The sequence below is a fragment of the Bradyrhizobium sp. LMTR 3 genome, assembly GCF_001693485.1.
Classification (GTDB): Bacteria; Pseudomonadota; Alphaproteobacteria; order Rhizobiales; family Xanthobacteraceae; genus Bradyrhizobium.
In genome coordinates this window covers 124,887-142,842 of the sequence record NZ_MAXC01000033.1, presented here as the reverse complement: position 1 = coordinate 142,842, position 17,956 = coordinate 124,887, and the positions used below count along the sequence as shown (strand labels likewise).

At 64.0% G+C, this 17,956-nt stretch carries 19 protein-coding genes; 12 read left to right on the top strand and 7 right to left on the bottom strand.

The features are described 5' to 3' along the window. Nucleotides 1–142 precede the first annotated feature (142 nt). From LMTR3_RS21445 to plsY, 3 genes are read left to right on the top strand one after another with little or no spacing between them, the layout of a single operon-like run. On the top strand, nucleotides 143–1,096 hold the full coding sequence (locus LMTR3_RS21445; RefSeq protein WP_028345624.1) for an aspartate carbamoyltransferase catalytic subunit: 954 nt from the start codon (nucleotides 143–145) through the stop codon (nucleotides 1,094–1,096). Nucleotides 1,097–1,099: 3 nt separating this feature from the next. Continuing rightward, the gene (locus tag LMTR3_RS21440) at nucleotides 1,100–2,401 is read left to right on the top strand and encodes a dihydroorotase (RefSeq protein WP_065747002.1); all 1,302 of its coding nucleotides are present in this window, start codon (nucleotides 1,100–1,102) and stop codon (nucleotides 2,399–2,401) included. A gap of 33 nt (nucleotides 2,402–2,434) precedes the next feature. Further along, nucleotides 2,435–3,028, top strand: a complete 594-nt coding sequence (gene plsY / locus LMTR3_RS21435; RefSeq protein WP_057845685.1) for a glycerol-3-phosphate 1-O-acyltransferase PlsY — start codon at nucleotides 2,435–2,437, stop codon at nucleotides 3,026–3,028. 32 nt (nucleotides 3,029–3,060) lie between these two features. Here plsY and LMTR3_RS21430 read toward each other — a convergent pair whose 3' ends face one another. From LMTR3_RS21430 to LMTR3_RS21420, 3 genes are read right to left on the bottom strand one after another with little or no spacing between them, the layout of a single operon-like run. Beyond that, entirely contained in the window at nucleotides 3,061–3,441 is a 381-nt protein-coding gene (locus LMTR3_RS21430) for a helix-turn-helix domain-containing protein (RefSeq protein WP_065747001.1), read from the bottom strand. Further along, on the bottom strand, nucleotides 3,431–3,754 hold the full coding sequence (locus tag LMTR3_RS21425) for a type II toxin-antitoxin system HigB family toxin (protein ID WP_065747000.1): 324 nt from the start codon (nucleotides 3,752–3,754) through the stop codon (nucleotides 3,431–3,433). The genes LMTR3_RS21430 and LMTR3_RS21425 overlap by 11 nt, the downstream gene beginning before the upstream one ends. Nucleotides 3,755–3,778: 24 nt before the next feature. After that, entirely contained in the window at nucleotides 3,779–5,047 is a 1,269-nt protein-coding gene (locus tag LMTR3_RS21420) for an amidase (RefSeq protein ID WP_065746999.1), read from the bottom strand. An 83-nt stretch (nucleotides 5,048–5,130) separates the two neighbouring features. On the opposite strand from LMTR3_RS21420, the gene LMTR3_RS39435 reads away from it, so the two are divergent. After that, a complete protein-coding gene (locus tag LMTR3_RS39435; protein WP_084029748.1) occupies nucleotides 5,131–5,340 on the top strand; it encodes a GDCCVxC domain-containing (seleno)protein in 210 nt (69 codons plus the stop codon). 67 nt (nucleotides 5,341–5,407) lie between these two features. Continuing rightward, nucleotides 5,408–6,523, top strand: a complete 1,116-nt coding sequence (dprA, locus tag LMTR3_RS21415; protein ID WP_065746998.1) for a DNA-processing protein DprA — start codon at nucleotides 5,408–5,410, stop codon at nucleotides 6,521–6,523. On the opposite strand, the gene LMTR3_RS21410 is transcribed toward dprA, so the two are convergent. Next, nucleotides 6,520–6,921 (bottom strand): winged helix-turn-helix transcriptional regulator, encoded by a 402-nt coding sequence (locus LMTR3_RS21410; protein WP_065746997.1) that lies wholly within the window; start codon nucleotides 6,919–6,921, stop codon nucleotides 6,520–6,522. The two genes, dprA and LMTR3_RS21410, sit on opposite strands and share 4 nt — an antisense overlap. Before the next feature lie 96 nt (nucleotides 6,922–7,017). On the opposite strand from LMTR3_RS21410, the gene LMTR3_RS21405 reads away from it, so the two are divergent. Continuing rightward, nucleotides 7,018–7,626, top strand: coding sequence for an FMN-dependent NADH-azoreductase (locus LMTR3_RS21405; protein ID WP_065746996.1), 609 nt, complete (start codon nucleotides 7,018–7,020; stop codon nucleotides 7,624–7,626). 48 nt (nucleotides 7,627–7,674) lie between these two features. Here the strand turns inward: LMTR3_RS21405 and LMTR3_RS38635 are convergent, their stop codons facing one another. Together LMTR3_RS38635 and LMTR3_RS21400 are read right to left on the bottom strand one after the other, a co-directional pair. Further along, nucleotides 7,675–7,815 (bottom strand): hypothetical protein, encoded by a 141-nt coding sequence (locus LMTR3_RS38635; protein WP_176721964.1) that lies wholly within the window; start codon nucleotides 7,813–7,815, stop codon nucleotides 7,675–7,677. 172 nt (nucleotides 7,816–7,987) lie between these two features. After that, the gene (locus tag LMTR3_RS21400; RefSeq protein WP_065747352.1) at nucleotides 7,988–8,761 is read right to left on the bottom strand and encodes a glucose 1-dehydrogenase; all 774 of its coding nucleotides are present in this window, start codon (nucleotides 8,759–8,761) and stop codon (nucleotides 7,988–7,990) included. Nucleotides 8,762–8,872: 111 nt separating this feature from the next. On the opposite strand from LMTR3_RS21400, the gene LMTR3_RS21395 reads away from it, so the two are divergent. Beyond that, nucleotides 8,873–9,349: a winged helix-turn-helix transcriptional regulator gene (locus tag LMTR3_RS21395; protein ID WP_065746995.1), complete on the top strand. Its 477-nt coding sequence runs from the start codon at nucleotides 8,873–8,875 to the stop codon at nucleotides 9,347–9,349. A gap of 88 nt (nucleotides 9,350–9,437) precedes the next feature. On the opposite strand, the gene LMTR3_RS21390 is transcribed toward LMTR3_RS21395, so the two are convergent. After that, on the bottom strand, nucleotides 9,438–9,686 hold the full coding sequence (locus tag LMTR3_RS21390; RefSeq protein ID WP_028345614.1) for a hypothetical protein: 249 nt from the start codon (nucleotides 9,684–9,686) through the stop codon (nucleotides 9,438–9,440). A 230-nt stretch (nucleotides 9,687–9,916) separates the two neighbouring features. On the opposite strand from LMTR3_RS21390, the gene topA reads away from it, so the two are divergent. The 5 genes from topA to LMTR3_RS21365 all read left to right on the top strand — a co-directional run bounded on the left by topA (nucleotide 9,917) and on the right by LMTR3_RS21365 (nucleotide 17,786). After that, nucleotides 9,917–12,691, top strand: a complete 2,775-nt coding sequence (gene topA, locus LMTR3_RS21385) for a type I DNA topoisomerase (RefSeq protein WP_065746994.1) — start codon at nucleotides 9,917–9,919, stop codon at nucleotides 12,689–12,691. Next, the gene (rnr, locus tag LMTR3_RS21380; RefSeq protein ID WP_065746993.1) at nucleotides 12,692–15,046 is read left to right on the top strand and encodes a ribonuclease R; all 2,355 of its coding nucleotides are present in this window, start codon (nucleotides 12,692–12,694) and stop codon (nucleotides 15,044–15,046) included. Continuing rightward, entirely contained in the window at nucleotides 15,034–15,471 is a 438-nt protein-coding gene (locus LMTR3_RS21375) for a DUF983 domain-containing protein (protein WP_065746992.1), read from the top strand. Before rnr ends, LMTR3_RS21375 begins: the two co-directional genes overlap by 13 nt. Nucleotides 15,472–15,512: 41 nt before the next feature. After that, nucleotides 15,513–16,250: an NUDIX hydrolase gene (locus tag LMTR3_RS21370; RefSeq protein ID WP_065746991.1), complete on the top strand. Its 738-nt coding sequence runs from the start codon at nucleotides 15,513–15,515 to the stop codon at nucleotides 16,248–16,250. Between the two features lie 210 nt (nucleotides 16,251–16,460). After that, the gene (locus tag LMTR3_RS21365; RefSeq protein WP_065746990.1) at nucleotides 16,461–17,786 is read left to right on the top strand and encodes an LLM class flavin-dependent oxidoreductase; all 1,326 of its coding nucleotides are present in this window, start codon (nucleotides 16,461–16,463) and stop codon (nucleotides 17,784–17,786) included. The last annotated feature ends 170 nt before the right edge of the window (nucleotides 17,787–17,956 follow it).

Sequence of the window (17,956 nt, the reverse complement as noted above, 5' to 3'; positions counted from 1 at the left end):
ATCCCGGCCATTCTAGTGGAATTCCCCTGGCGCGGAACGCTGGGGGCCCATTTACCCTGTCGCCGAAGCGCTAGTGGATAAGTCGGCACCTCGGATTTGAAGCTTGCCCTGCATGGCATCTCTGCCTATAGCTCTCGCTTTAATGACCCCTGCATCGAAATCGACCTTCGTCCTCGGCCACCGGCATCTGCTGGGAATCGAGGGGCTTTCCGCTGCCGATATTACCGGCCTGCTCGACCTTTCCGAGGAATATGTCGAGCTCAACCGCCAGGTGGACAAAAAGCGCACCTCCTTGCGCGGTCGCACCCAGGTGAACCTGTTTTTCGAGGCATCGACCCGAACCCAATCCTCGTTCGAACTGGCGGGAAAACGGCTTGGCGCCGACGTTATGAACATGTCGGTGTCCTCGTCCTCGATCCGCAAGGGCGAGACGCTGATGGACACCGCCGTGACGCTCAACGCCATGCACCCGGATATCCTGGTGGTGCGGCACCACGCCTCCGGTGCGGTGGAACTTCTGGCGCGCAAGGTTGACGGTTCCGTGATCAATGCCGGCGACGGCGCGCACGAACATCCGACCCAGGCGCTGTTGGACGCACTGACCATCCGCCGGAATAAAGGCCGGCTGGAAGGCCTCGTGATCGCGATCTGCGGCGACGTCATGCATTCCCGCGTAGCGCGCTCCAATATCCTCCTGCTCAACACCATGGGCGCGCGCGTCCGCGTCGTCGCCCCCTCCACGCTGCTGCCGCGCGGTATCGAGCGGATGGGTGTCGAGGTCGCGCGCGACATGCGCGAAGGCCTCAACGGCGCCGATATCGTGATGATGCTGCGGCTGCAGCGCGAGCGCATGAACGGCTCCTTCGTGCCGTCGTCGGGCGAATACTTCCACTATTTCGGCCTCGACCAGAAGAAGCTTGCTTACGCCAAGCCGGACGCGCTGGTGATGCATCCGGGCCCGATGAACCGCGGCGTCGAGATCGACTCGATCGTGGCCGACGGCGCGCAATCGCTGATCCGTGAACAGGTGGAAATGGGAGTGGCAGTGCGGATGGCGGTGCTTGAAGCGCTCGCCCGCAACCTGCCGAACGCTTAAATCATGCTGACCGACCGCCGCCCGATCCTGCTCGCCAATGCCCGCGTCGTCGATCCCTCCAGGGACCTTGACGGCCCCGGCGACGTCCTGATTGCCGACGGAACGGTCCGTGACTCCCGGCGCGGCATCGGCGCCGCCGGCGTGCCTGAAGGTACCGACATCATCAATTGCGCCGGCAAGATCGTCGCTCCGGGGCTGATCGACATGCGCGCCTTTGTCGGCGAACCCGGCGCCAGCCATCGCGAAACCTTTGCCTCAGCGAGCCAGGCGGCGGCCGCCGGCGGCATCACCACCATCATCTGCCAGCCGGACACTTCGCCCGTCATCGACAATTCGGCCACCGTCGACTTCGTGCTGCGCCGGGCCCGCGACACCGCGATTGTCAACATCCACCCGATGGCGGCGCTGACCAAGGGGCTAGGTGGTGCGGAAATGACCGAGATCGGCCTCTTGAAGGCCGCCGGCGCGGTCGCCTTTACCGATGGCGACAAGAGCGTCACCAACGCGCAGGTGATGCGCCGGGCGCTGACCTATGCGCGCGATTTCGACGCGCTGATCGTGCACCACACCGAGGACCCTGATCTCGTCGGCGAAGGCGTGATGAACGAGGGCGAGTTCGCCGCCCGGCTTGGGCTCGCCGGCATTCCCAACGCCGCCGAGGCGGTGATGCTGGAACGCGACATGCGTCTCGTGGCGTTGACCGGCGGGCGCTATCACGCGGCCTCGCTGTCGTCGATCGAGTCGCTGGAAATCCTGAAACGCGCGCGCGACGCCGGCCTCGACGTCAGCGCTTCCGTATCGATCAACCACGTCACGCTGAACGAAAACGACATCGGCCCCTATCGCACCTTCCTGAAGCTTTCGCCGCCGCTACGCACCGAGGAGGACCGCCTCGCCCTTGTCGCAGCGGTCGCCGCCGGCCTGGTCGACGTCGTGATGTCCGATCACAATCCGCAGGACGTCGAGGTGAAGCGGCTGCCGTTCGCGGAAGCGGCTTCCGGCGCGGTCGGGCTGCAGACCATGCTGCCGGCGGCGCTGCGGCTGATCCACAATGGCGAAATGGACTTCAGGACGCTGATCCGGGCGATGTCGACCCGCCCTGCGGAGCTTCTCGGCCTGCCCGGCGGCTCGCTGCGGGCGGGTTCCCCGGCCGACGTGATCGTCATCGATCCCGATACGCCCTGGGTGCTCGATCCCGCCGACCTCAAATCGCAGTGCAAGAACACACCGTTCGACGAAGCCCGCTTCTCGGGGCGCGTCGTGCGTACTATCGTGGGCGGGCGGACAGTTTATGAACACGTCTGATTCGTCCGAACCAGCCCGCGTGGAGTAACGGCGATGTCACCTGAAGTATGGCTGCCGTTGGCATTCGTTCTCGGCTATCTGCTGGGCTCGATTCCCTTCGGGGTGGTGCTGACCACAGTCGCGGGCACGCAGGACCTGCGCTCGATCGGCTCCGGCAACATCGGCGCCACCAACGTATTGCGCACCGGGCGCAAGGGCCTCGCCGCTGCGACGCTGATCGGCGACATGCTCAAGGGCACGGTTGCGGTGATGATCGCAGGCTATTTCGGCGGCGCCGATGCGGCGATGCTGGCTGCGCTCGGCGCATTCCTCGGTCATCTCTTCCCGGTCTGGCTCAAATTCAACGGCGGCAAAGGCGTCGCCACCTATATCGGCGTGCTGATCGGCCTGTTCTGGCCGGGGGCCGTGATGTTCTGCCTGATCTGGTTAGCCACCGCCTTAACCACGCGCTATTCGTCACTGTCGGCGCTGGTTGCCGCGTTCGTCACCCCGCTTTTCCTGTGGTGGTTCGGCCACCCCGCGCTGGCGTCATTGTTCGTCGTGCTGACGCTGCTGCTGTTCTGGAAGCACAGCGAGAATATCAAGCGGCTGCAGGCCGGGACTGAGGGCCGGATCGGGGCGAGGTAGCCGCGGCTTGTTGTGGAGGAGCAAACCGCCGATCACGCTGCCTCTTCCTCCCGCGTCGGACGGATCAGTATCTCGGCAGAAATTCCGAGTTGCTCATGCAGACGCCGGATCATATCGATTGACAGGCTACGCCTGCGATTCATCACCTCTGCGACCCGCGCGCGAGTGCCAATCAACGGTTCGAGATCCTTGCGGCTAAGGCCTTGCTGTTCCATTCGGAATTGGATCGCCTCGATTGGATCCGGCGGATCCATGGGATAGTGCTTCGCTTCATAGGCGTCGATCAGGGTCGCCAGCACATCGAGCCGGTCGCCCTTCACTGTCCCGCTTTTTGCACCCCAAAGGCGCTCCACCTCGGCAAGTGCGTTCTTGTAGTCCGCCTTGGTGCGGATCGGTTTCAGTTCAGTCGCCATATCGCACCTCTGTCACGTCGATCCTGTCATAGGCCTTGTGAGTGCCGATCCATTTGATCCAGACGATGCCCTTTTCGAAATCGACAGCCACCACAAGTCGATAGTCATTACCCTTGATGTTGAAGACGATCCGCTCCGCGCTGACGATACTTGCCGTGGCATAGCGACGCTTGACCTCCGCCGTGCTCTTCCACGAAGCCTTGCTCACTTCGTCGAACCATGCATCCAGCGCCGCTTTTACTGCCGGCTGATCCTTCCTGCCGGAAAGCCTCTGGACGAATTCCCGCAATGTGCGGCGAGCAATAACCCTCATTCGCCGTAATATATCATGATCCCATTATGGGAGCAACAAGCCCATTGACATTTTATTTCCGGGCAAGCCCCCCTCCACAAACCGCGCCGCTGCCAGTGCTTGGGCATCGGCGCCGTATCTCGCAATCACCTGCACGCCCACGGGCAAATTGACTTCCGCCACAATAGCCGGAACGTTGATGCAGGGTACGCCCATCAGCGTCCATAGCCGATTGTAACGGGCGTCGCCGGTCGAAGCCAAACCCCGCGGGGCAGCACCTGGTGCCGACAAGGTCAGCAGCACATCGACCTCATCGAACACTTTTTCCAGCGCTTGTCTGGCGCGGTTCGCTGTTCCAATCGCCGCGTCATAGGCGGCGGGCGTTGTGTCCCTGCTCCCATCCAGCTTGGCCCGCAAGAGCGGCGCCATCGCGTCGTAATGTTCACGGTATTCCCAGGCGAGCGCCCGATGTGCCTCGAATTCCTGCACGACCGGCTGCGCAGCCCATGCGTCGGCAAAAATCTGGGGCAGGTTCAGCGCACGCACGGACGCGCCGGCCTTCTCCACCGCCCGCCTCGCAATCCGCAACGCCGCCTCGCCCGACGCTTCCGGCGGACCGGCGAAGTTCTGGGTCACGAGGCCGATTCGTGGTGTTGAAATCGTGGGCGGCAGAAGCAATTCGGGCCGGCCGGTCATCGCGGACAACCCGCGCGCGACGTCATCGATGCCGGCCGCGAACAGCCCCACCGTATCAAGCGTCCACGAGTAGCATTTGACGCCGACCGTCGGCAGCAAGCGGTAGGACGGCTTGATAGCGGCGACGCCACAGAACGAGGCCGGCCGGATCACCGAACCGCCGGTCTGCGTCCCCAGTGCCAGCGGGATCATGCCGGCCGCAACCGCTGCGGCCGAGCCCGATGACGATCCGCCGGGTGTATGACCCTTGTTGTGCGGATTGAGCGTCGGCGTCGGATCCATCGAGGCGAATGCCGTCGTCGTGGTCTTGCCGATGATGCTTGCGCCCGCCTGCTTCAGCATCATCACGACGGCAGCGTCGCCGCGCGATCGATATCCCCGGTAGATCGGCGAGCCCATCTCGGTCGGAAACTCCGCCGTATCCATGATGTCCTTGATGCCCACCGCAATGCCGCGTAGCGGTCCGGCGCTTGCCGCGCGCAGATTTTCGGTCCGGCAGACGAAGGCGCCGATGGTCTTGTCCTGCGCGGTGATCGCTTCCAGTGACTGCGCGACGGCGGCATCGGGTGAAAGTTCGCCGGCATCGATGCCGCGCTGAAGGTGGGCGACCGAGATCATGGGCGTGTTCCTGCGGCTTTTGATCGTGGCGACTGGATGGAATATGATTGATCCGCCGCTGTCAAAGTTGTCCGTGAGTCCTGATGCAGCTTGAATCCATCCTGACCTGTCCGCGCTGCAGCCATCAATCCGATGAGCAAATGCCAACGGACGCCTGCCAGTTTTTGTATGTCTGTAAAGGCTGCGGCGAGACGCTGAAACCGCTGGCGGGCGACTGCTGCGTGTTCTGCTCGTACGGCTCCGTGCCGTGTCCTCCCGTTCAGGAAAGCGGCAAAGGTGCCTCATGCCGCTAACTAGCTCAGGACGTTTTTACGTCAAACAGGTTGATCGCAATCTCAGGTTGGTCAAAGCTGTGTCCGCATGCATGACCGGACGCCACAAGCCCTTCACCTCACCGACGCTGAGCGGATCGACCGGCTGCGCCTGATCCGCAGCGACAATGTCGGCCCGCGGACCTTCAACTCGCTCATCAGTCATTTTGGCAATGCGCGCGCGGCGCTGGAGCGGCTGCCCGATCTGGCGCAGCGTGGCGGCGCTGCGCGTTCGGGGCGCATCTGCAGCGAGGAGCAAGCGCGGGCCGAGATCGCGGCGGCGAGCAAGATCGGCGTTTCGCTGGTGGCGCCGGGCGAAGCCGCCTACCCGCCGCGGCTGGCGACGCTCGACGATCCGCCGCCGCTACTCGGCGTGCGCGGTGCGCCCGACGCGTTGATGCGGCCGATGATCGCGATAGTCGGCTCGCGCAACGCTTCCGGCGCCGGGTTGAAATTCGCCGGCCAATTGGCGCGCGATCTTGGCGACGCCGGCTTCGTCGTCATCTCCGGGCTGGCGCGCGGCATCGATCAGGCCGCGCATCGCGCGACGATCGAAAGCGGCACGGTCGCGGCGCTGGCCGGCGGCCACGACCGGATCTATCCGCCGGAGCATGGGGATTTGCTCGCCGCCCTGCTCGAGCACGGCGGCGCGATTTCCGAAATGCCGCTCGGCCACGTGCCGCGCGCCCGCGACTTTCCACGCCGCAACCGCCTGATCTCGGGTGCCTCGCTCGGCGTCGTCGTGATCGAGGCCGCGCATCGGTCGGGATCGCTGATCACGGCGCGGATGGCTGCTGAACAGGGCCGCGAAGTGTTCGCAGTGCCCGGCTCGCCGCTCGACCCACGCGCCGCCGGCACCAACGATCTCATCAAGCAGGGCGCAGCGCTAGTCACCGAAGCGAACGACGTCATCAACGCCATTCAGCCGATCCTCGAACGGCCGATCATGCTCGAGGCGCGCGAGGACGACGAGCCGCTCGACTTCGATACCGATCCAGGCGAACGCGAGCGCATCGTCGCGCTGCTGGGACCGAGCCCGGTCAGCCTCGACGATCTGATCCGGATGTCGGGCCTCTCGCCCACCATCGTTCGCACGGTGCTGCTCGAACTCGAACTCGCCGGACGGCTGGAGCGTCACGGCGGCGGGCTGGTGTCGCTGATCTAGCCCTGACCGTTACGCGCGTCGAAGCTCGTGCGCGCGCCCTCAATCTCCGGCAGGTGCTCGAACGCCCATTTGCCAAGCGCCTGTACCGGCTGCGCCAGCCCGCGCCCGAGATCGGTCAACTCGTAATCGACCCGCGGCGGAATGGTCGGAAAGATTGTGCGTGTCACCAGCCCATCGCGCTCAAGCCCGCGCAGGGTGAGCGTCAACATCCGCTGCGAAATGCCACCGATCATGCGCTTGAGCTCGTTGAAGCGCACCGGCCCGTCGATCAGCATCATGATCACGAGCACGCTCCACTTGTCGCCGACGCGGGCCAGGACGGAAGCCACCGCGCGGCAATTGCCGTCGGCATGCGGGCTGGGCGGCAGGGCAGGCACATGGGTGTGCTCGGGTCTCATGGATGTGCTCGGGTGTAAAAAATGTGCGTTCTTGCGGGACCTTACGACAGTCACTCATATAGCGCCAGTTACAAACGTATACCAAGGGTGACCCTCATGAAGCTTCTGCATCTCGATTCCAGCGTTCTCGGCCCCCACTCCGTCAGCCGCCAGGTTTCCGCCGCCGTCGTCGACCGCCTGCGTCAATCCACCCCCGGCCTCGAAGTCGGCTACCGTGATCTCACGCTGACCCCGCTGGCGCATCTCACCGGCTCACACCTCGCTGCCGGCCAGGGAGCGGCCCCGGAAGCTGCATTGCGGGAGGATATCGCCGCCGGTCAGGCCGTCCTGGAAGAGTTTCTGGCCGCCGACATCGTCGTGATCGGCGCGCCCATGTACAATTTCACGATCCCGAGCCAGCTCAAGGCTTGGATCGACCGTATCCTGGTCGCGGGGAAGACCTTCAAATACGATGCCCAAGGTGTCCAGGGGCTGGCCGGCAACAAGCGCGTCATCATCGCGATCTCGCGCGGTGGCTATTACGGCCCGGGCACACCGGCCGCGCTCGGCGAACATCTCGAAACCTATTTGCGCTGGGTGTTCGGCTTCATCGGCATCCGGAATCCCGAATTCATTTCCGCCGATGGCATCCAGGTCGGCCCGGAGCACCGCGAAAAAGCCGTGGCCGGCGCGCTGAGGGCCGCGAGCGACCTGCACGCGGCGTAGTTGGAGCGAGAGCGGTTGCCGCCGCCAGGCGCGACGGCAGCCGCTCAATCAGAACACGCCGTTGATGCGGAGGATAACGACGACCAGCGAGATCAGCAGACCGACCCCGGAAAACAGGGCAACTGAAACAAGTTGAGCGGTATCCGAACTTTGCGACGCCGACGAGGAGATGCCAGCGGTTTTCGGCATGACGGCTCTCCGGTTCTTTGATTGGCAAGAACGCCTGCCTCAAAATGTCCTGCAGTTACACCCCGGGTTCAATGCGCGTTCTGGCTCCGCGCCAATCCGCCGCAGGGCGCCGGAGCCGGCCAGCACGACAGAGATTAGACAGCTTACCGGCTTGGATCGTGCCGGGACCTGCTTATCCCCGATAGATTGGCGCACCACTCGGAGAGGCCGTGGCGCCGCCGTCCACGAACAATTCCTGCCCCTGCACATGGGCGGAATCGTCGGAAGCGAGGAACAGGACCGTCTTGGAAATATGGTCGGGTTCGCCGATCCGGCCGAGCGGCGTCGACAACGCGATGCGCCGTTCAAACACCTTTTCGGCTTCCGGCGTGGCGATCGCCGCCCCCCAGATCGGGGTGCGAATCGCGCCGGGCGCTACCACGTTGACGCGGATGCCACGCGGCGACAATTCCGACGCCATGATCCGCGCCATCGCGCGCACGCCGGCCTTGGCCGCGCCATAGGCCGAATAGCCGGGGATTCCGAGCACCGAGATCACCGAGCCGTTGAGAATGATGGAGGCGTTGTCGTTGAGATGCGGCAGCGCCGATTGCACGGTGAAGAACACACCGGTCAGGTTGGTGCTGATGACTTTCTCGAACGTCTCGAGGGTTGAGTCACCAAGCGGCGTGCCACCGGCGATCCCGGCATTGGCGAACAGGATGTCATATTTGCCGAACTTTTCGGCCCCCTTCCCGATCGCAGCTTCGGTCGCCGCGATGTCGGTGGCGTCAGCCGCGAGCGCCAGCGCGTTTGGGCCCAATTCCTTCGCTGCGGCATCGAGCGTTGCCTGATTTCGTCCGGTTATGACGACCCGGGCACCTTCGGCCACGAACAGCTTTGCGGTCGCGAGCCCGATGCCGCTGTTGCCCCCTGTGATGAACGCCGTCTTGTTCGCGAGCCTCATGGCCATCTCCGATGGTTGCATTATTAAACTGTGTTGATCAGTTAGGGCATATGGTTTAATATTGCAACCACACAAGACCGTGATCGGTCTCAAACCCGATCGGAGACTGAAATGGTGAAACGAACCAGCTTTGAGCACGACGATTGCCCGGTCGCGCGCGCGCTGGATGCGATCGGCGACTGGTGGTCGATGCTGATCATTCGCGAGGCGCTGTTTGGCATCAGCCGCTTCAGCGAATTCCAGAAGAGACTGGGGCTCGCCAAGAACATCCTCACGGTGCGGCTGCGCGCGCTGGTCGATCAGGGCATTCTGAAAACCGCGCCCGCTTCCGACGGCAGCGCCTATCAGGAATATCTGCTGACGCCGAAAGGCCGTGGCGTCTTCCCCATCCTGGTCGCCCTGAGGCAATGGAGCGAGGAATTCGACGAGCGCCCGCAAGAGATCGCCACCATCCTGGTCGACAAGGAAAAGGGTAAGCCGGTTCGCAAACTCGAACTCCACTCGCAGGATGGGCGGTTATTGAGTGCGGCCGATACCGCGCTGAAGCCGCGGGCGACAGGGAAGCAAAGCCGGCGGGTCATGGCGTAAGCAGATTCTTCTCCATCTCCCCCGGTCTGAACATTCTTGCGGGGAGAAGGAGAATGCTCCGTGAGAGGTTGCCGTCCGGATCGAGCTCTCACGAGAGCTTGCGCTTGCTGCGGGTGCGCAGCCGCTCTTCCGCCTCAAGCTGCGCCATGCCGAGCAAATGGCTGAGTACCTCGAGCCGATGGCGCTCCGCGAGCTTGACCAGTTCGGCAACGGTCTCCGCAATGAAGGCCACGGCCTCGTCGGGGCCGCCTTCCTCACCTCGTTCTGGTTCTTCGGTTGGCGATTCCGGTTTCTTGCCTGAAGCCTTCCGCTTCCGGCCGCCCGCAGCCTTGCTCAAAAAATTTGCATCCTAACAGCACAAAATATTGCCCAAAAATAACCCCTTTGGAGGCGCAACTCTAGGGCGCATTTCGCAACTCCTCAGATATAAGTGGACAGCGAAAGGTTCCCTGGCGGCATTTGCCGATTTGACAGGGGCCGCCTCACCACCCATGTTCGGGTCCAATCGGTGGGCCGCGAGTCTCGCGGAACCCGCCTTTATCTTTTCCCGTAAGCCATTGGAATGACATGAATATCGTCATCGTGGAGTCGCCGGCGAAAGCCAAGACGATCAATAAGTATTTGGGCGCCTCCTACGAGGTTTTGGCCTCGTTCGGCCATGTCCGCGACCTCCCCGCCAAGAACGGTTCCGTCGATCCGGACGCCAATTTTCAGATGATCTGGGAGGTCGATCCCAAGGCGGCCGGCCGGCTCAACGACATCGCCAAGGCCTTGAAGGGCGCCAGCCGCCTGATTCTCGCAACCGACCCTGATCGCGAGGGCGAGGCGATCTCCTGGCATGTGCTGGAGGTGATGAAAGAGAAACGCGCGCTGAAGGATCAGAAGATCGAGCGCGTGGTGTTCAACGCCATCACCAAGCAAGCGGTGACCGATGCCATGAAGGCGCCGCGCCAGATCGACGGTGCGCTGGTCGACGCCTATATGGCGCGCCGCGCGCTGGACTATCTGGTCGGCTTCACGCTCTCGCCGGTGCTCTGGCGCAAGCTGCCGGGCGCGCGCTCGGCCGGCCGCGTGCAGTCGGTCGCGCTGCGGCTGGTCTGCGACCGCGAACTCGAAATCGAAAAATTCGTCTCGCGCGAATACTGGTCGCTGGTCGCGACCCTGACCACGCCGCGCGGCGACAGCTTTGAGGCGCGCCTCGTCGGCGCCGACGGCAAGAAGATCCAGCGGCTCGACATCGGCTCCGGCGCCGAAGCCGAAGATCTCAAGAAGGCCATTGAAGCGGCGAACTTCACGGTTTCGACCGTCGAAGCAAAACCCGCGCGCCGCAATCCGCAGGCCCCGTTCACGACCTCGACGCTGCAGCAGGAAGCCAGCCGCAAGCTCGGCTTTGCGCCGGCGCACACCATGCGGATCGCGCAGCGCCTCTATGAAGGTATCGACATCGGCGGCGAGACCACCGGTCTCATCACCTATATGCGAACCGACGGCGTGCAGATCGACGGCTCGGCGATCACCCAAGCCCGCAAGGTGATCGGTGAGGATTACGGCAACGCCTATGTCCCCGACGCGCCGCGCCAGTACCAGACCAAGGCCAAGAACGCGCAGGAAGCGCACGAAGCGATCCGCCCGACCGATCTGTCGCGCCGGCCCGCCGAGATGCGCCGCCGCCTCGACCCCGATCAGGCGAAACTCTATGAACTGATCTGGATCCGCACCATTGCGAGCCAGATGGAATCGGCCGAACTCGAACGCACCACCGTGGACATTGCGGCGAAAGCCGGCTCCCGCGTGTTGGAGCTGCGCGCTTCGGGCCAGGTCATCAAGTTCGACGGCTTCCTCGCGCTCTACCAGGAAGGCCGCGACGACGAGGAAGACGAAGATTCACGCCGCCTCCCCGCCATGAGCGAAGGCGAAGCCCTGAAGCGGCAGGCGCTTGCCGTCACCCAGCATTTCACCGAACCGCCGCCACGCTTCTCGGAGGCCTCGCTGGTCAAGCGGATGGAAGAGCTCGGCATCGGCCGTCCCTCGACCTACGCCTCGATCCTGCAGGTCCTGAAGGACCGCGGTTACGTCAAGCTGGAGAAGAAGCGGCTGCATGGCGAGGACAAGGGCCGCGTCGTGGTCGCCTTCCTGGAAAACTTCTTCTCGCGCTATGTGGAGTATGACTTCACCGCCGCGCTGGAAGAACAGCTCGACCGCATCTCCAACAACGAGATTTCCTGGCAGCAGGTGCTGCAGGATTTCTGGACCGGCTTCATCGGCGCGGTCAACGACATCAAGGATCTGCGCGTCGCCGAGGTGCTGGATGCGCTCGACGACATGCTGGGGCCGCACATCTATCCTCCGCGCGCCGATGGCGGCGACATCAGGCAGTGCCCGACCTGCGGTACCGGCCGGCTCAATCTGAAAGCCGGCAAGTTCGGCGCCTTCGTCGGCTGCTCGAACTATCCGGAATGCCGCTACACCCGTCCGCTCGCCGCCGACTCCGAGGCGAGCGCCGACCGCGTTCTCGGCAAGGATCCCGAAACCGGCCTCGACGTGACGGTAAAGGCCGGCCGCTTCGGCCCCTACATCCAGCTCGGCGAGCAGAAGGACTACCCCGAGGGCGAAAAGCCGAAACGCGCCGGCATCCCGAAGAACATGTCGCCCGGCGACATGGAGCTCGATCTGGCGCTGAAGCTGCTATCGCTGCCGCGTGAGATCGGCAAGCATCCGGAAACCGGCCAGCCGATCACTGCCGGCATCGGTCGCTTCGGGCCCTTCGTGCGTCACGAGAAGACCTATGCGAGTCTTGAAGCCGGCGACGAGGTGTTCGACATCGGCCTCAACCGCGCGGTGACGCTGATCGCGGAAAAGATCGCAAAAGGCCCGAGCGGCCGCCGCTTCGGCGCCGATCCTGGCAAGCCGCTCGGCGAGCATCCGAGCCTTGGCGGCGTAGCTGTCAAGAACGGCCGCTACGGCGCCTATGTCACCGCAGGCGGTGTCAATGCCACGATCCCGAGCGACAAGACGCCGGACACGATCACCCTGGCCGAGGCGATCGCGCTGATCGACGAGCGCGCCGCAAAGGGCGGCGGCAAACCGAAACGCGGCGCCAAGAAGGCCGCGCCGAAGAAGGCCGCCGCCAAGACCGCGACCAAGACTGCCAGCAAAGCTGCCGATCCCGATGCGCCGAAGCCCGCCAAGAAGGCGCCGGCGAAGAAGCCGGCTGTGAAGCCGAAATCAGAGGCCGTGAGCAAGGCGCGCGCGCCGGTCGCCTCCGCCGCCAAGACATCGGCGGCGAAGCCCACTGCACCCAAGACGCCTGCGAAAAAGCGCGCGGGCAAGGCGCGAGGATAAGTGAAGAGAAAACACGACCATGGCTTTCCGGCCCGGGACGCCATCGTCGCCTTTATTCGCGCCCATCCGGGCAAGGTCGGCACCCGCGAGATAGCCCGCGAGTTCGGCCTGAAGAATGCCGACCGCGCCGAACTGAAACGTATCCTGCGCGAGCTCGCCGACGAAGGCGCTATCGCCAAACGCGGCCGGAAGATTCACGAGACGGCCCTCCTGCCCCCGACCGTGATCGCCGACATCACCGGGCGCGACACCGACGGCGAACTGCTCGCCACTCCCACCGAATGGGACACTGAACAGAGCGGCCCCGCGCCGAAGATCCGCATCCACGTCCCGCGCCGTCTGCAACCCGGCACGGCGGCGGGCGTCGGCGACCGAGCCCTGTTGCGGATCGAGAAGGCCGATGATAGCGAAGGCGCCCCCTATCGCGGGCGCATCATCAAGATCATCGATCAGGCCCGCGCGCGCGTGCTCGGTATCTTCCGCAAACTGCCTGGCGGCGGCGGCCTGCTCGTTCCCGTCGACAAGAAGCAGGCCGGGCGCGAATTGAACATCGCGCCATCGGACACCGCGGACGCCGAGGACGGCGACCTCATTAGCGTCGATCTGGTGCGCTCGCGCGGCTATGGCCTCGCCTCCGGCAAGGTGAAGGAGCGGCTCGGCTCGTTGTCGAGCGAAAAGGCGATCAGCCTGATCGCGATCCACGCCCACGAAATCCCGCAGGCGTTTTCACCATCCGCCTTGCGCGAGGCCGAGGCGGCGCAGCCTGCCGACTTGAAAGGCCGCGAGGACTGGCGCGATTTGCCGCTGGTCACCATCGATCCGCCTGATGCGAAGGACCATGACGACGCGGTGCACGCCGCGCCCGATTCCGATCCGAACAACAAGGGCGGCTATGTGGTCCATGTCGCGATTGCCGACGTCGCCTTCTATGTGCGGCCGGGCTCGGCGCTGGACCGCGAAGCGGTGACGCGCGGCAACTCGGTGTATTTTCCGGACCGCGTGGTGCCGATGCTACCCGAGCGCATCTCCAACGATCTCTGCTCGCTGGTGCCGGGCGAAGCGCGTGGCGCCCTCGCGGTTCGGCTCGTCATCGGCCCCGACGGCCGCAAGCGCTCGCACAGCTTTCATCGCGTGCTGATGCGTTCGGCCGCGAAGCTGCACTACGCGCAGGCGCAGGCCGCGATCGACGGGCGGCTCGACGATATCACTGGCCCGCTGCTGGAGCCGATCCTGATGCCGCTCTACGCGGCCTACGCGCTGGTGAAGCTCGCGCGCGACGAACGCGATCCACTCGATCTCGATCTGCCCGAGCGAAAAATCCTGCTCAAGCCCGACGGCACGGTCGATCGCGTCATCGTGCCGGAGCGCCTCGACGCGCACCGTTTGATCGAGGAATTCATGATCCTCGCCAACGTCGCCGCGGCCGAAATGCTTGAAAAGAAGGCGCTGCCGCTTATCTATCGGGTGCATGACGAACCGACCCTGGAGAAGGTTCATAATCTCCAGGAATTCCTGAAAACGCTCGACCTGCCATTTGCGAAGACCGGCGCGCTACGCCCCTCGCTGTTCAATCGGGTGCTGGGCCAGGTCCGCGGCGAGGATTACGAGCCGCTGGTGAACGAGGTGGTGCTGCGCTCGCAGGCGCAGGCGGAATACTCGGCGGAAAATTACGGCCATTTCGGCCTCAACCTGCGCCGCTACGCGCATTTCACCTCGCCGATCCGGCGATACGCCGATCTGATCGTGCATCGCGCGCTGATCCGCGCGCTCGGTCTCGGTGAAGGCGCGTTGCCGGAGAGCGAGACGCTGGAGACACTGAGCGAGATCGCGGCGCAGATCTCGCTCACCGAGCGCCGCGCCATGAAGGCCGAGCGCGAAACCGCCGACCGGCTGATCGCGCATTTCCTCGCCGACCGTATCGGCGCGACGTTTCAAGGCCGTATCTCGGGCGTTACCCGCGCCGGCCTGTTCGTGAAGTTATCGGATACCGGCGCCGACGGGCTGATCCCGATCCGCACGCTCGGCACCGAGTACTACAATTATGACGAGACGCGTCACGCGCTCGTCGGCTCACGCAGCGGTGCCATGCACCGGTTGGGTGACGTTGTCGACGTGCGTCTGGTAGAAGCTGCACCGGTAGCCGGCGCGTTGCGGTTCGAGCTGTTGTCGGAAGGCCAAGTGAAAGGCAAGGTCATTCCGCGCGGCAGAAAACGCGACGGCTCGAAGGCATCGGCAAAGCCATCGAAATCGCATCCGGGCCGCAGCCCGCGCGACAAGGTTCGCAAGCCTCACAAGGGCAAGTCGGGAAAAGCCAAGCCCGGCAAATCGAAGAAAGGCAAGTCATGGAAACGGTGAACGCCGCGACGACATGGACCCGGGACACCGCACAGGCCGAGAAGCGCGACCTCTGGACCGCGATGAAGCGCGGCTTCCGTTGCCGTTGCCCGCGTTGCGGCGAAGGCAAGATGTTTCGCGCTTTCCTGAAGACCGCCGATAATTGCTCGAAGTGCGGACTCGATTTTACTCCGCACCGCGCCGACGATTTGCCGGCCTATCTCGTGATCGTCGTGGTCGGCCACATCGTGGTACCGGCGGCGCTCTGGATCGAGACCAATTTCTCGCCGGCCGTATGGCTGCAGTTGGCGATCTATTTGCCGGTGACGTTCCTCTTATCGCTGGTTCTGTTGCAGCCGATCAAGGGCGCGGTGGTCGGCATCCAATGGGCGCTGCGCATGCACGGTTTTGACGAAAATGCCCATAGCGACATTCCGCCGGTCTAGCTAGACCGGTAGTAACAAGAAGCACCAAAGACGGGGATGGAATGAACGACGTCGCGACCGCCGTAAAGGAAGAAAAAGAAGCCGATCATCATCCCTATTTCCGGCCCAAGGATGCAGCGACGCTGATTCTGATCGACCGCTCCGCCGACAAACCGAAAGTTCTGGTCGGCAAGCGCCACGACAAGGTGGTGTTCATGCCGGGCAAATATGTTTTCCCGGGCGGGCGTGTCGACAAGTCGGATAACCGCATTCCGGTCGCCGCGCCGATTACCCCAGAGCTCGAGGCCAACCTGCTCAAAGGCAGTCCGAAGATCGCACCATCGCGGGCGCGCGCGCTGGCGGTTGCAGCGATCCGCGAGGCCTGCGAGGAAACCGGCCTCTGCCTCGGATGCAAGGTTGACATGCCCGTCAAGCTCGACGGCGCGTGGAAACCGTTTGCGGAGGCAGGCCTCTTGCCCGATCCTTCCGGCTTGTTCCTGATCGCGCGCGCGATCACCCCGCCCGGCCGCGTCCGCCGTTTTGATACGCGCTTCTTCACGGCCGACGCGTCGGCCATCGCCCATCGCGTCGAAGGCGTGATCCACGCCGATGCCGAACTGGTGGAGCTGGTGTGGGTCGAGATCGGCTCTCAGCCGCTCGCCGACGCGCACGCCATGACCAAGAACGTGCTCGCCGAACTCGACCGCCGCCTTGCGACCGGCCCGCTGCGTCACGACGCGCCGGTGCCGTTCTTTCATTTCTACGGCGGCAAGATGCAGAAGGACGTGCTGGGGACGTAAGGCTCTGCTCTCTCCCCGCGTCATTCCGGGGCATCGCGGAGCGATGAACCCGGAATCTCGAGATTCCGGGTCTGCGCTACGCGCATCCCGGAATGACAGTCGTGTTGAGACTCCGCGCAAAAACAAAAAATTCTTCTGCGCGCCCCTAATGGCGTCGCCCTTGCCCGTGCCTATCTCTTTCCCAACAATAACAGCTACGGAAACGGGGCAATGGCACAGCGGCAACTCAAGCTCGGCGCGTTCATGCGGCCGGTCTCCATCCACACCGGCGCGTGGCGGTATCCCGGCGCCTGGCCCGATGCCAATTTCAATTTCCCGCGCATCAAGCAACTGATCCAGAAGCTGGAGGCCGGCAAGTTCGACGCGTTCTTCATGGCCGATCATCTGGCCGTGCTGAACATGCCGATCAATGCGCTCAAGCGCAGCCACACGGTCACTTCGTTCGAGCCGTTCACGCTGTTGTCGGCGCTATCAGCCGTGACGGAACATATCGGCCTGATCGCGACGGGATCGACGACGTTCGACGAGCCCTATCATGTGGCCCGGCGCTTTGCCTCGCTCGATCACATCTCAGGTGGACGCGCGGGCTGGAATATCGTCACCACCTCCAATCCGGACGCAGCGCTCAATTTCGGGCTCGACGACCACATGGAGCACGCCGAGCGCTACAAGCGGGCGCGCGAGTTTTATGACGTGGTGACGGGTCTGTGGGATTCCTTTGCCGACGACGCCTTCGTGCGCGACGTCGAACAAGGCCTCTATTTCGATCCCGCCAAAATGCACGTGCTCAATCACAAGGGCAAACATCTGTCCGTGCGCGGCCCGCTCAACATCGCCCGCCCCGTGCAGGGCTGGCCGCTGATCGTGCAGGCCGGCGCGTCCGAGGACGGCAAGCAGCTCGCGGCGGAAACTGCTGAAGCCGTTTTCACCGGCGGCGGCAGCCTCGCCGACGGGCAGAAGCTTTATGCCGATATCAAGGGCCGCATGGAGAAGATCGGCCGCAACCCCGAGCATCTGAAGATCCTGCCCGGCGCCTTCGTCGTGGTCGGCGACAGCGTCGAGGAAGCCAAGGAGAAAAGGGCCAGGCTCGACAGCATGGTGCATTACGACAGCGCCATCGCCTCGCTCTCGGTGCAGCTCGGCACCGACGCCTCCGGCTTCGATCCCGACGGACAATTGCCGCCGATCCCCGAGACCAACGCCAGCAAGAGCGGCCGCCAGCGCCTCGTCGATGCCGCCGCGCGCGACAAGCTGACGGTGCGCCAGCTCGCCCAGCGCGTCGGCGGCTATGGCGGGCTGTCCTTTGTAGGCACGCCGCAGACGATCGCCGACCAGATGGAGGAGTGGCTGATGAGCCGCGGCAGCGACGGTTTTAACATCATGTTCCCGTTCCTCCCGGCCGGATTGGACGATTTCGTCGACAAGGTGGTGCCGGAACTGCAGCGGCGCGGGATTTTCCGCAAAGAGTATGAAGGCAAGACGCTGCGGGAGAATTTGGGGCTGCCGAGGCCGAAAAACCGGTTCTTTGAAGGTTAACGCGCACATTCCGCAAAAGTGGGCACCGGTTTTGCGATCAGAGTACCCGCAAAACATGGATTCTACCGCCAATCAGGCCGGTTTTTGCCCCGAAAACCTTGACTTTGGGCGATCAGAAGCTAGGTTGCGCGGCAAATGCAGGCCGGTTTGGCCGGCGCCTGACACCCCCA

Coding starts and splice junctions, on each gene's coding strand:
- LMTR3_RS21445 (WP_028345624.1), top strand. CDS start 143: ATGACCCCTGCATCGAAATCGACCTTCGTCCTCGGCCACCGGCATCTG.
- LMTR3_RS21440 (WP_065747002.1), top strand. CDS start 1,100: ATGCTGACCGACCGCCGCCCGATCCTGCTCGCCAATGCCCGCGTCGTC.
- plsY (WP_057845685.1), top strand. CDS start 2,435: ATGTCACCTGAAGTATGGCTGCCGTTGGCATTCGTTCTCGGCTATCTG.
- LMTR3_RS21430 (WP_065747001.1), bottom strand. CDS start 3,441: ATGGCGACTGAACTGAAACCGATCCGCACCAAGGCGGACTACAAGAAC.
- LMTR3_RS21425 (WP_065747000.1), bottom strand. CDS start 3,754: ATGAGGGTTATTGCTCGCCGCACATTGCGGGAATTCGTCCAGAGGCTT.
- LMTR3_RS21420 (WP_065746999.1), bottom strand. CDS start 5,047: ATGATCTCGGTCGCCCACCTTCAGCGCGGCATCGATGCCGGCGAACTT.
- LMTR3_RS39435 (WP_084029748.1), top strand. CDS start 5,131: ATGCAGCTTGAATCCATCCTGACCTGTCCGCGCTGCAGCCATCAATCC.
- dprA (WP_065746998.1), top strand. CDS start 5,408: ATGCATGACCGGACGCCACAAGCCCTTCACCTCACCGACGCTGAGCGG.
- LMTR3_RS21410 (WP_065746997.1), bottom strand. CDS start 6,921: ATGAGACCCGAGCACACCCATGTGCCTGCCCTGCCGCCCAGCCCGCAT.
- LMTR3_RS21405 (WP_065746996.1), top strand. CDS start 7,018: ATGAAGCTTCTGCATCTCGATTCCAGCGTTCTCGGCCCCCACTCCGTC.
- LMTR3_RS38635 (WP_176721964.1), bottom strand. CDS start 7,815: ATGCCGAAAACCGCTGGCATCTCCTCGTCGGCGTCGCAAAGTTCGGAT.
- LMTR3_RS21400 (WP_065747352.1), bottom strand. CDS start 8,761: ATGAGGCTCGCGAACAAGACGGCGTTCATCACAGGGGGCAACAGCGGC.
- LMTR3_RS21395 (WP_065746995.1), top strand. CDS start 8,873: ATGGTGAAACGAACCAGCTTTGAGCACGACGATTGCCCGGTCGCGCGC.
- topA (WP_065746994.1), top strand. CDS start 9,917: ATGAATATCGTCATCGTGGAGTCGCCGGCGAAAGCCAAGACGATCAAT.
- LMTR3_RS21375 (WP_065746992.1), top strand. CDS start 15,034: ATGGAAACGGTGAACGCCGCGACGACATGGACCCGGGACACCGCACAG.
- LMTR3_RS21370 (WP_065746991.1), top strand. CDS start 15,513: ATGAACGACGTCGCGACCGCCGTAAAGGAAGAAAAAGAAGCCGATCAT.
- LMTR3_RS21365 (WP_065746990.1), top strand. CDS start 16,461: ATGGCACAGCGGCAACTCAAGCTCGGCGCGTTCATGCGGCCGGTCTCC.